Below are 10929 nucleotides of genomic sequence, written 5' to 3'. Positions count from 1 at the left end.
GCCGAGGTTGCCGGCCGGCTGATCGAAGCCGGTCTGTCGCCCGACACGGCCGTCGCCGTGGTCGAGAATGCCAGCCTCGCCAACCGGCGCCGCTTCCACGGCACGCTGGCTGACCTGCCGTCGCTGGGAGCGCGCGCCGACCTCGCCGGCCCGGTGATGACCATTATCGGCGACGCGGTCGCCGGCGCCAATTTCCGGCGCTCCGAACCGCTCGCCGCGCACAGGCATGAGATCGCGGCGGGCGCGGCCGTCGAGGGAGTTCAGTCATGAAGATACTGACCGCCAATCGCCTCGGCGACGGCATTGCCGTCTGGTATGCCGATGGCGGCTGGGTCGAGACGGTGGATCATGCCGACCTTGCCCACGACAAGGCGGCCGAGGACCGGTTGGAGGTGATCGGCGCCAGGGCCTATGCCGACAATGAAGTGGTTGACGTCAACCTGATCGATGCGGACGTCGTCGACGGTGTCGTCGAGCCGGTGCGGCTGCGCGAGAAGATCCGTGCCGCCGGCCCAACCATCCGCGGCGACCTCGGCAAGCAGGCCGAGCGCATCGCTTAGCCAGACTGAAATGAAACAGGCGGACGCGCCCTGAAAGACGAACATGTACCGTTACGATGAGTTCGACCACGATTTTGTCCAGGCCCGTGTCGCCGAGTTCAGCGACCAGGTCGAGCGTAGGCTTGCCGGCGAGATCACCGAGGACCAGTTCAAGCCGCTCAGGCTGATGAACGGCGTCTACCTGCAGCTGCATGCCTATATGCTGCGCATCGCCGTGCCCTATGGGACGCTCAGCGGCAAACAATTGCGCATGCTGGGCCACATCGCCCGCAAGTACGACAAGGGCTACGGCCATTTCACCACGCGCCAGAACATCCAGTTCAACTGGCCCGCGCTGTCGGACATTCCGGCGATCCTGGCAGACCTGGCCAGCGTCGAGATGCACGCCATCCAGACCAGCGGCAATTGCATCCGCAACGTCACGGCCGACCATTTCGCCGGCGCCGCCGCCGACGAGGTTGCCGATCCGCGCCCCTATGCCGAGATCCTGCGCCAGTGGTCCTCGGTGCATCCGGAATTCTCGTTCCTGCCGCGCAAATTCAAGATCGCGGTGACGGGTGCCGAGCGCGACCGTGCCGCCATCCAGACACATGACATTGGCCTGCATCTGAAGAAAAACGCGGCCGGCGAGCTTGGCTTTGCGGTCTATATCGGCGGCGGTCAGGGCCGCACGCCGATGGTCGCCAGGAAGACCCGCGATTTCCTGCCGGAAGCCGACCTTCTGTCCTACTGCACGGCCATCCTGCGTGTTTACAATCTCAATGGACGGCGCGACAACAAGTACAAGGCGCGCATCAAGATCCTGGTCCACGAGACCGGCGTCGAGGAAATCACCCGCCAGGTCGAGGCCGAGTGGCAGGAGCTGAAGGACGCTGAGCTGAAGCTGCCGGACGCCGACATCCGTGCCATCGAGGCCTATTTCGCGCCGCCGGCGCTTGCAGATCGGCCCGAAGGCGACGAGGCGGTCAAGCTTGCGCGTCTCGATTCCAAGGGCTTCTCGGAGTGGCTCGACCAGAACGTCGTGACGCATCGCCATCCCGACTATGCAGCGGTGACGATCTCGCTGAAAGGCATTGGCGAAGTGCCGGGCGACGCCTCCGACAGCCAGATGGAAGCGGTCGCAGACATCGCCGAAAAATACGCCTTCGACGAACTACGCGTCAGCCATGAGCAGAACCTGATCCTGCCGCATGTGGCGCGCGCCGATCTCAAGGCGGTCTATGACGCGCTGGTCGACATCGGCCTGGCGACGGCCAATTCCAACCTGATATCCGACATCATCGCCTGCCCGGGCCTCGACTATTGCGCGCTGGCGACGGCGCGCTCGATCCCGATCGCGCAGGAGATCTCGCGCCGTTTCGCCTCGCTGGAGCGGCAGCGCGAGATCGGCGAATTGAAGCTGAAGATCTCTGGCTGCATCAATGCCTGCGGCCATCATCATGTCGGCCATATCGGCATCCTCGGCGTCGAGAAGAAGGGCACCGAGCTCTACCAGGTGACGCTGGGTGGTTCGGCCGACGAGAACACCTCGGTCGGCGAGATCATCGGCCGTGGCTTCTCGTCGGAAGAGATCACGGACGCCATCGAGACGATCGTCGACACCTATCTCGGCCTTCGGCTCGACCGCGGCGAAAAATTCATCGACGCCTACCGCCGTGTCGGTCCCGCGCCGTTCAAGGAGGCGCTCTATGCTGGCGAAGCCAAGGCCGCTTGACCGTATCGTCGACGCCGATGGCGCCGCCGCCGCGAGGGCGGCCGGGCTCGACGCGCTGCACGGTCGGCTGAAGCCGCTCGAGATCATCGAGCTGGCTGCCGGCCACCTGTTTCATGACGAGATCGCCGCCGTTTCCTCCTTCGGCGCTGACTCGGCGGTGCTACTGCATATGATCTCGGAGATAGACCGGTCGCTGCCGGTCCTCTTTCTCGACACCGGCAAGCATTTCGAGGAGACGCTCGATTATCGCGATGCGCTTGTCGCCGATTTCGGGCTGACCAATATACGGGTGATCAAGCCGGAAGAGGCCGCGCTCCAACGGATCGACCCGACAGGCAACCTCCACCAGGCCGACACCGAAGCCTGCTGCGGCATTCGCAAGGTCGAACCGCTGGCGCGCGGCGTTGCACCCTTCCGCGCCTGGCTCACCGGCCGCAAGCGCTTCCAGGCTTCGACGCGGGCAGCGCTGCCGGTTTTCGAGGCGGTCGGTCCGCGCATCCGCATCAATCCGCTGGCGCACTGGACGACATCCGACCAGGCCGATTACATGCGGGCGCATGCGCTGCGCGAAAATCCGCTGGTTGCCTATGGGTATTTGTCGATAGGCTGCTTTCCCTGCACCCAGCCGGTGCAGCCGGGCGAGGACGCGCGCAGCGGCCGCTGGGCCGGCCATGCCAAGACCGAGTGCGGCATTCACCTGTCGGGCCTGGAAGTTTCGCTGACCGACGCCTCATTGTAGAGTTTTTTCCTGCCTGGGAATTTTTGATGACCGAATTGACTGCGGGGACCTCCACCCGCCTCTGGACCCCGAAGGGTTTCCGCGAGGATGAATGGGTTCATGCCGACAGTGCCGAGGCGTTGACTGGCAATGGCCGTTTCATCCTGCCGCTGCAGGCGTTTCTCGACCTGGATCCGGAGGTGCGGCGGTCGGCCAGGGAGCGGCTCGGCGTCGCGTTGCAGCCCGGCGACCAGATGGAGAAGCTAGCCGACCTGCTCGACCAGCTGTCGTTGGTGGCGCTGGCCTTCCCGGCGTTCAGCGATGGCCGCTCCTTCTCCAAGGCCGAATTGCTGCGCAGCCGCTATCATTTCGAGGGGGCGGTGCGGGCCACCGGGCAGGTGCTTGTCGACCAGTTGCCGCACATGCTGCGCCTGGGGTTCGACGAGTTCGAAATCTCGAATCCTGTCCTGTTGAAGCGCCTTGAAGAGGGACGCACCGGCGGATTGGGATTGTACTACCAGCCGGCCGCCGTGGCGGAGCCCAAGGGGCCGAAATACGCCTGGCGGCGGGTGCGCCTGGGCTGAAACGCGACATCCGCGTGATGACGCTGCGGCAATCAAGGCCGTCTTTACATCGCATTTGATCCGGCATTCTCTTGCGCGCCCGACGGAAACATCCGCCGGACGCGGGGAGGGAGAGGATGGATTTCGACTATGTCATCGCCGGCGGCGGGTCCGCCGGCTGCACGCTCGCGGCGCGTCTTTCCGAAGACCCGCGCAAGACAGTGTGCCTTCTGGAAGCCGGCGGCGACGGCAAGAGCCTGCTCATCCGGGCGCCGGCGGGCATCATCGCGCTCTTGCCGGGCCGCCCGAAGATCAGCAACTGGGCCTTCGAGACAGTGCCCCAGCAAGGGCTTGGCGGCCGCAAGGGCTACCAGCCGCGCGGCAAGGCGCTGGGCGGGTCCAGCGCCATCAACGCCATGCTCTACACACGGGGTCACCCCAGCGATTATGACGAGTGGGCAAGGCTCGGCTGCGACGGCTGGTCATGGGACGAGGTGCTGCCCTATTTCCGGCGGTCGGAAGGCAACCAGCGCGGCGCCGATGCCCTGCACGGAAGCGACGGGCCGCTACGGGTCGCCGATCAGCAGGACCCGCGTGCGCTGTCCCGGGCCTTCGTCGAGGCTTGCGCTGAAAACCAGATCCGCCGCAACGATGATTTCAATGGTCCAGAGCAGGAAGGGGCGGGGCTCTACCAGGTTACGCAATTCTGGGGCGAACGCCGCAATGGCGAGCGCTGTTCGGCGGCCGCCGCCTACCTGCATCCGGCCATGGCCAGGCCCAACCTGACGGTGATCACCGGAGCGCATGCCACTGGCATCGTCCTGGACGGCAAGCGGGCGTCAGGCGTGCGCTACCGCAGGGGCGGGATCGAAGCCGTTGTGAAAGCCAGACGCGAAGTCATCGTTTGCGGTGGTGCATTCGGCTCGCCCCAACTCCTGCTGCTTTCCGGCATCGGCCCGGCGACCGAGCTTGCAGGGCAGGGAATACCGATTGTCCATGAACTGCCTGGGGTCGGCAAGAACCTGCAGGATCACCTCGATTTCATCATGAGCTGGACGTCGGGCAGTACCGACCTGGTGGGAATCGGCCTTCGCGGCCTGCCCGGTCTGCTGCGGCATCTGCGGCGCTGGCGCAAGGATGGCGGCGGCATGATCGCGACGCCTTACGCGGAGGGTGGCGCCTTTCTCAAATCCGGCCCGGCGCTGGACCGGCCCGACTTGCAACTGCACTTCTGCATCGCCATTGTCGATGACCATGGCCGCAAGCTGCATATGGGCTATGGCTTTTCCTGTCATGTTTGCGTGCTGCGGCCGCATTCGCGCGGCGAGGTCGGCCTGCTCTCGGTCGATCCCCTGGCGCCGCCGCGCATCGACCCGCGGTTTCTTGCCGACGAACGCGACGCCGAGCTGTTGCTGAAGGGGGTGAAGATCATGCGCCGCATCTTGGAGGCGCCGGCGCTGGCCGGATACCGGGGCAGGGAGATCTATACGGCCGGGGTTTCGAGCGACGCAGAGCTGATGGGCCATATCCGCGCCCGTGCCGATACGATCTATCACCCGGTGGGCACCTGCAAGATGGGCACCGACGCCATGGCGGTGGTCGATCCGCAGTTGCGGGTGCGCGGCATGCACGCGCTGCGGGTCGTGGACGCCTCGGTCATGCCGACGCTGATCGGCGGCAACACCAACGCGCCGACCATCATGATCGCCGAAAAGGCGGCCGATATGATCAAGGCCGCCGCCTGACGCGGGCGCTTATTGAAAGTAGGGCTTCAGGTTGCCGCGGATCCGATCCAGCACGGTGTCGCCCGAGAGGTCGGGCACGAACGCCTTGCCCGTGATCGCTTCATAGGCCCGCGCGTAGACTTGCGAGGCCTGATCGACGACCTCATCGGGAATCGCGGGGATCGGTTCCTTGTAGGGGTCGCACCGGGCCGAGACCCACGAGCGGATGAAATCCTTGTCGAAGCTTTCCGGCCTTGCACCGCTTTCGAGCGCCTGCTGGTAGGTCGCCGCGATCCAATAGCGGCTGCTGTCCGGCGTGTGGATCTCGTCGGCGAGGACGATCGTCCCGTCCTTGTCGACGCCGAACTCGTATTTGGTGTCGGCGAGGATCAGGCCGCGTTCGGCGGCGCGCGACTGGCCGCGGGCGAACAGCTGCAGGGCGTAGGTCGACACTGTCTGCCACTGCGCCGGCGTCAGAAGACCCTGGCTGAGGATTTCGGCTTCGGACAGGGGCTCGTCATGGCCGCCGTCGAAAGCCTTGCTCGTCGGGGTGATGATCGCCTCGCCAAGCTTTTCATTCGCGCGTAACCCGTCGGGCAGCGTCGTTCCGTACATGGTTCGCTCGCCATTCCTGTATTTGGTCAGGATCGAGGTGCTGGTGGTTCCAGCGAGGTAGCCGCGGACGACGATTTCGACCGGCAGGATTTCAAGCCTGGTCCCCACGACGACGTTCGGGTCGGGATAGTCGAGAACATGATTGGGGCAGATGTCGGCGGTTTCTTCGAACCAGTAGCGGGCGATCTGGGTGAGGATCTCGCCCTTGAAAGGGATCGAGGTCAGGATGACGTCGAAGGCACTGATGCGATCGGTGGCGATGATGATGCGTCGCCCGTCGGGCAAATCGTAGTTTTCCCGCACCTTGCCGCTGTAGCGGTTGGGGAGTTCGGGAATATAGGCGTCTGAAAGAACGCGCGGATTGCTCATCGTGCCATGCCGTTTGCGGGTGATCCCGCAAGCTGCTTAAAGCGCGATGCGCGATCCTTCAATGCCCGGCCGGCTCTAAACCGCCAGGCGTGCCTCGCGAAACGACACGAGCTTCCTGCGGTTTTCATCCCACAACGCCAGTTTGACGCAGCGCAGGCTTTCGAGAAGCGTGACGCGGCCGATGCCGCGCAGTTCCGGATAGTCGCGCAGCACTTCCTGCAGGCGGTAGCCGGGCACCTTGGCCGAGAGGTGATGCACATGGTGGACGCCGATGTTGCCGGTGAACCAGTTAAGCACCGGCGGCAGGTCATAGTAGGACGAGCCGTGCAAGGCGGCATGCTGGAATTCCCATTCGGAATCCTTCGACCATTCCGTTTCCTCGAACTGGTGCTGCACGTAGAACAGCCAGATGCCGGCCGAACCAGCCAGGATGACGATCGGCAGATGCACCACCAGGAATGCGCCCAGGCCGACGAACCAGATGAGCACGGAGGATGCGACCAGGATGGCAAGGTTGGTGGTCATGGACGACACCCACGGCGTCAAACCGCCGCGCATCATCCCGACCGGCAGCCTGTGCTCGAAGATGAAGAGCCATGTCGGGCCAAGACCGAACATCACCAGAGGATGGCGATAGAGGCGATAGGCCAGACGGCCTCGCCATGACATCTGCCGGTATTCGGCAACGGTCAGCGTCCGGATATCGCCCATGCCGCGCTCGTCCAGATTGCCGGCGCTGGCGTGATGGGTCGCGTGCGCCCGCCGCCAGCAATCGTATGGCGTCAGTGTCAGGATGCCGAGCGCGCGGCCTATCCAGTCGTCGGCGTAGCGGTTAGCAAAGAATGAGCCGTGACCGCAGTCGTGCTGGATCATGAAGATACGCACCAGGAATCCTGCCGCGGGCACGATAAGGACCAGCCCCCACCAGTGGCCATAGGCATAGGCAGCGGAGGACAATGCCCATAGGGTGGCGAACGGAATGAGGGTGATGGCGAGTTCGGCGGCGCTTCGACGCCTGTCAGGCTTCTTGTAGCGCGCCAGGACCTTGAGCCAGGCGCGCTTGCTGTGGGCAGCCGCCTCGGGGGAAATCATGTTCATCAGGAAGCATAAGCGGCACGTTCCGCCACCGCAAGGCGCGGATCACGCGAAATTACTGTGCGTAATTGTCGCGCAAGATCAGAACCGATCACTGCCGACGCCAGTTCGTGTTGGCGTTCTCGACCTGGGCGAGACGGTCGAGCAGTTCCTTGAATCGGTCCGGCACATTTGCCTCGGCTTGGAAGGCCGGTAAATTGCGCAGGAAGCGCGTCGTCGCCTCGGCGCCGAACTGACGCCTGACATCGGCGGCGAGCCTTCCTCCCTTTTCTGCCTTGTTGTGGGTCATCATCATTTTAAATCCTGTGTCGGCTTCGAAACTCGCCCGGCAAGGTAATGGTTCCGTCTTCATGCCTTCCACGCAAGCAAAGCCGAGCGACACGGTAAAATTTGAATTAAAATTGAAATGCCGTCCCATTCGCCGTCTGGCTACCACCCCCAGCCTTGCAAGACCGCTTACCCCTTGATTTTTGCCCGCCAAACCTCGATATCGGGCTCAAAATCCATACCATTCAAGATGACGGGAAACGGCGATGAGCGACCAGGCAAAAGACGAACGCGCGCCCGAAGAAATCGAGGCGTCCGAAGCCAATGCCGAACGCATGGAAGGCGGCACCGACGGCGACTATGAAGCGCTGGTGCGGCTGCTGAAGGAAAACGAGGAACTGAAGGACCGGGCGCTGCGGGTTGCAGCCGAGATGGAAAACCTGCGCCGCCGCACGGCGCGCGACGTGCATGACGCGCGAACCTACGCGGTTGCCAATTTTGCCCGCGACATGCTGTCGGTGTCGGACAATCTGCGTCGTGCGCTCGACGCCATCCCCGCCGAAGCCAAGGCATCGGGGGACGCCGGCTTCAAGGCGCTGATCGAAGGCGTCGACCTCACCGAGCGCGCCATGCTGTCGGCGCTGGAACGGCACGGGGTCAAGAAACTGGCCCCGGAAGGCGAGAAGTTCGACCCGAATTTTCACCAGGCGATGTTCGAGGTGCCAAATCCGGATGTCCCCGCCAACACCGTGGTGCAGGTGGTGCAGCCCGGCTATTCGATCGGGGAGCGGGTGCTGCGCCCGGCCATGGTCGGCGTCGCCAAGGGCGGTCCCAAGTTTGCCGCCGAGGCGCCGGTCGAACCGGGTCCGGTCAATGAGCAGGCCGAGAAGGACGCTTGATAGCGCGTTAGCGAATAGGGAGTAGCGAGTAGGGAACGGATACTAATCCGCGGCTTCGTGCTATTGCCTATTGCCTATTCCCTGCTCCTTACTCGCTCAGGCTATGAATCCCATCGCGCTTCTCGACTATGCCGGGGTCGCCGTCTTCGCCGCGACCGGCGCGCTTGCCGCTTCGCGCAAGCAACTCGACATTATCGGCTTTCTGTTCCTGGCCAGCGTCACCGGCATCGGCGGCGGCACCTTTCGCGATGTGATCTTGAACGTGCCGGTCTTCTGGGTGGGAAACCGCGACTATGTGCTGATCTGCGCGGTGGTGGCGGTGCTGGTGTTCTTCACCGCGCACCGCGTCGAATCCCGTTACAAGCTTCTGCTCTGGCTCGATGCCATCGGCCTTGCGGCGTTTTCGGTGATGGGCGCGGCCAAGGGTCTGGCGATCACGGGCTCGCCCGTGGTTTCGATCATCACCGGCATGCTGACCGCAACCCTCGGCGGCATATTGCGTGATCTCCTGGCCGGCGAGCCGTCCGTGCTGCTGAGACCCGAGATCTATGTCACCGCCGCGCTCGTGGGGGCCGCCATCTTCACGGCCGGCGATGTCGCCGGCCTGCCGCAGATCGTTTCAGGATTGGCCGGATTCGCAGCGGCGTTCGTGGTGCGCGGCGGTGCCTTGCGGTTCGGCTGGGCGTTTCCAGCCTACAAGAGCCGTCCCGGCCGGCGGCCGGAAGACATTCCGTGAGGGAAAGCGAATAGGAAATAGGGAGTAGCGAATAGGGATGCGGCGCGCAGATTGCGATGCAGCTATTCGCTATGCCGCGAAGCGTTGGGCCTCGCCGCCATAATAGTTGACGTAGCGGGCGCCGATCTCCTTGACCGGCATGACGATAAACACGTCGACCGTCGAGAATTCACGATCGATGACGCAGCCGTCACCGATGCGCGCGCCAACGCGCAGATAGCCCTTGACCAAAGGCGGCATGGCCGCGATCGCCGCCTTGGAGTTGACCGCCTCGATCGGCATCAGGTCCATCGAGCAGTAGCGCCCCGACACGGCGCGCACGTCCCAGGCGGAGTTCGTCCGGCAGTGGTGGGCGAGATAGGTGAGCGCTTCCGCATGGGCCGCCGGCACGATGCCGTGGAAGGAAGCGCAGCCTGTCATCACGCCGATTTCGTAATGATTGATATAGGCCCATATGCCTTGCCACAGCGCCTCGATGGTGCGCTTGGAGCGATATTCCGGCAAAACGCAGGAGCGGCCGAGCTCGAGAAAACGTTGGCCCGGATGACGAGCGATGAGCTTGGTCAACTCGAATTCGCCTTCCGAGTAGAAGCCCCCGGCCGCGGCCGCTATTTCCTGCCGCAGCAGGCGGTAGGTGCCGACGATGCGGCGGTGCTCAGGGCCGGATAGCGAGGTATCGAAGACGAGCAGATGGTCGCAGAGCGGATCGAACCGGTCGGCGTCTCGGCGATCCTGAACCTGGAACCGTTCCTTCCTGGCGCCAAGTTCGTCGTAGAAGACCCGATAGCGGACTTCCTGCGCGGCCGCGATCTCGGCCTCGTTGCGGGCGAGCCGCACTTCGAGGTTGCCAATCCGGCCGAGTGGGGCGCCCTTCATGACGGACTCGACGTTGCGGCCGGCAAGCAAGGCGCTGCCGGCGTTCGGCCGAGTGTCACATTCCGGCATAACTGTATGCACGAGTGATTCTCCTTCGAGCCATCCCTCTTGGCACGGGGATACGGTGTAGGTGCAACAGGATTGTGACAGTACCGTGATACGCCGTCGCGGGCAATACTTCGTCGGCTCGCAACTGCGGTCAACCGGCTATGTTACGCGCCCAAGCATCGCTCAAGGCGGCCACCTGTCCCTCGACGGCGTCGACCAGCGCGTCGGGGTCGAGCGGCTTGGTGACGAAGCCGCTGGCGCCATGGGCAAGCACGGCGTGCCGGGTCTTTTCCTGGCTATCGGCCGACAGCACCATGATCGGCACCGGCGGTATCGAGATCTCCTCCTCATGACGGCGGATGGCGGCGATCGCGTCCAATCCATCCATGACCGGCATGTGCAGATCCATCAGGATCACGTCGAAACGATGCTTGAGAGCGGCATCGGTGACAGCCTCGACGGCGGCCTTGCCGTTGCCGACAACCTTGACGCGATGCCCGGCCTTCAGCAGCGTGGCGCGGGCAAGCATGGCGTTGATGTCGTTGTCTTCGGCGATCAGGACCGACAACCCGCGGTGACGGCCGCCGGCGCGGAGGGCCGAAGCGCGGCGTTTTTCGGGCTGCGGCTGGGCAAGGGCGGCGACCTGGCTGCTCAACAGCACGCGCAGGAGCGTCCCACCCCGCACCGGCCTGGCCAGGAAGGTCGCGTAACCGCTGGCGCGGAACTCGCCAAGCATGCCGCGATC

The 10929-nt window shown here is 64.2% G+C and carries 12 protein-coding genes and 1 pseudogene; 8 read left to right on the top strand and 5 right to left on the bottom strand.

The genetic code is table 11. The features are described from left to right. The 6 genes and pseudogenes from WC739_RS21855 to WC739_RS21830 all read left to right on the top strand — a co-directional run. Positions 1 to 270 (top strand): annotated as a pseudogene (locus WC739_RS21855) (uroporphyrinogen-III C-methyltransferase); the annotation flags it as partial. Further along, entirely contained in the window at positions 267 to 560 is a 294-nt protein-coding gene (locus WC739_RS21850; RefSeq protein WP_372955080.1) for a DUF2849 domain-containing protein, read from the top strand. The pseudogene WC739_RS21855 and the gene WC739_RS21850, both read left to right, overlap by 4 nt. Positions 561 to 603: 43 nt before the next feature. Next, positions 604 to 2274 carry a nitrite/sulfite reductase gene (locus tag WC739_RS21845; protein WP_372955079.1) on the top strand — a complete coding sequence of 557 codons (1671 nt, stop codon included), beginning with the start codon at positions 604 to 606 and terminating at the stop codon, positions 2272 to 2274. Next, a complete protein-coding gene (locus tag WC739_RS21840; RefSeq protein WP_372955078.1) occupies positions 2249 to 3013 on the top strand; it encodes a phosphoadenylyl-sulfate reductase in 765 nt (254 codons plus the stop codon). Before WC739_RS21845 ends, WC739_RS21840 begins: the two co-directional genes overlap by 26 nt. A 26-nt stretch (positions 3014 to 3039) precedes the next feature. Beyond that, on the top strand, positions 3040 to 3576 hold the full coding sequence (locus WC739_RS21835) for a DUF934 domain-containing protein (RefSeq protein WP_372955077.1): 537 nt from the start codon (positions 3040 to 3042) through the stop codon (positions 3574 to 3576). A 116-nt stretch (positions 3577 to 3692) separates the two neighbouring features. Beyond that, on the top strand, positions 3693 to 5300 hold the full coding sequence (locus WC739_RS21830; protein ID WP_372955076.1) for a GMC family oxidoreductase: 1608 nt from the start codon (positions 3693 to 3695) through the stop codon (positions 5298 to 5300). Between the two features lie 9 nt (positions 5301 to 5309). On the opposite strand, the gene WC739_RS21825 is transcribed toward WC739_RS21830, so the two are convergent. The 3 genes from WC739_RS21825 to WC739_RS21815 all read right to left on the bottom strand — a co-directional run bounded on the left by WC739_RS21825 (position 5310) and on the right by WC739_RS21815 (position 7776). After that, the gene (locus tag WC739_RS21825; RefSeq protein WP_372955075.1) at positions 5310 to 6263 is read right to left on the bottom strand and encodes a phosphoribosylaminoimidazolesuccinocarboxamide synthase; all 954 of its coding nucleotides are present in this window, start codon (positions 6261 to 6263) and stop codon (positions 5310 to 5312) included. A 75-nt stretch (positions 6264 to 6338) separates the two neighbouring features. Continuing rightward, positions 6339 to 7361, bottom strand: coding sequence for a fatty acid desaturase (locus WC739_RS21820; RefSeq protein WP_372955074.1), 1023 nt, complete (start codon positions 7359 to 7361; stop codon positions 6339 to 6341). Positions 7362 to 7449: 88 nt separating this feature from the next. After that, positions 7450 to 7776 (bottom strand): hypothetical protein, encoded by a 327-nt coding sequence (locus WC739_RS21815; protein WP_372955073.1) that lies wholly within the window; start codon positions 7774 to 7776, stop codon positions 7450 to 7452. Positions 7777 to 7891: 115 nt separating this feature from the next. Here WC739_RS21815 and grpE point away from each other — a divergent pair, with 115 nt between their 5' ends. Continuing rightward, positions 7892 to 8524, top strand: coding sequence for a nucleotide exchange factor GrpE (gene grpE, locus WC739_RS21810; protein ID WP_372955072.1), 633 nt, complete (start codon positions 7892 to 7894; stop codon positions 8522 to 8524). Between the two features lie 103 nt (positions 8525 to 8627). Beyond that, positions 8628 to 9260: a trimeric intracellular cation channel family protein gene (locus WC739_RS21805; protein ID WP_372955071.1), complete on the top strand. Its 633-nt coding sequence runs from the start codon at positions 8628 to 8630 to the stop codon at positions 9258 to 9260. 69 nt (positions 9261 to 9329) lie between these two features. Here the strand turns inward: WC739_RS21805 and WC739_RS21800 are convergent, their stop codons facing one another. Both WC739_RS21800 and WC739_RS21795 read right to left on the bottom strand, forming a co-directional pair. After that, complete coding sequence (locus tag WC739_RS21800) at positions 9330 to 10217, bottom strand: GNAT family N-acetyltransferase (protein ID WP_372955070.1); 888 nt, start codon at positions 10215 to 10217, stop codon at positions 9330 to 9332. A 118-nt stretch (positions 10218 to 10335) separates the two neighbouring features. After that, the coding region (locus WC739_RS21795; protein WP_372955069.1) for a response regulator at positions 10336 to 10929 on the bottom strand (594 nt) is incomplete at its 5' end.

This window comes from Mesorhizobium sp., from assembly GCF_041661565.1.
In the GTDB taxonomy this organism is placed as follows: Bacteria; Pseudomonadota; Alphaproteobacteria; order Rhizobiales; family Rhizobiaceae; genus Mesorhizobium.
The sequence above is the reverse complement of the archived record's forward strand: the minus strand, read 5'-3'. Positions and strand labels throughout refer to the sequence as shown.

What these genes read in the sequence shown, in the direction of transcription:
- grpE (WP_372955072.1), top strand. Translation starts at nt 7,892, where the DNA reads ATGAGCGACCAGGCAAAAGACGAACGCGCGCCCGAAGAAATCGAGGCG.
- WC739_RS21825 (WP_372955075.1), bottom strand. Translation starts at nt 6,263, where the DNA reads ATGAGCAATCCGCGCGTTCTTTCAGACGCCTATATTCCCGAACTCCCC.
- WC739_RS21835 (WP_372955077.1), top strand. Translation starts at nt 3,040, where the DNA reads ATGACCGAATTGACTGCGGGGACCTCCACCCGCCTCTGGACCCCGAAG.
- WC739_RS21805 (WP_372955071.1), top strand. Translation starts at nt 8,628, where the DNA reads ATGAATCCCATCGCGCTTCTCGACTATGCCGGGGTCGCCGTCTTCGCC.
- WC739_RS21820 (WP_372955074.1), bottom strand. Translation starts at nt 7,361, where the DNA reads ATGAACATGATTTCCCCCGAGGCGGCTGCCCACAGCAAGCGCGCCTGG.
- WC739_RS21815 (WP_372955073.1), bottom strand. Translation starts at nt 7,776, where the DNA reads ATGGGACGGCATTTCAATTTTAATTCAAATTTTACCGTGTCGCTCGGC.
- WC739_RS21850 (WP_372955080.1), top strand. Translation starts at nt 267, where the DNA reads ATGAAGATACTGACCGCCAATCGCCTCGGCGACGGCATTGCCGTCTGG.
- WC739_RS21840 (WP_372955078.1), top strand. Translation starts at nt 2,249, where the DNA reads ATGCTGGCGAAGCCAAGGCCGCTTGACCGTATCGTCGACGCCGATGGC.
- WC739_RS21830 (WP_372955076.1), top strand. Translation starts at nt 3,693, where the DNA reads ATGGATTTCGACTATGTCATCGCCGGCGGCGGGTCCGCCGGCTGCACG.
- WC739_RS21845 (WP_372955079.1), top strand. Translation starts at nt 604, where the DNA reads ATGTACCGTTACGATGAGTTCGACCACGATTTTGTCCAGGCCCGTGTC.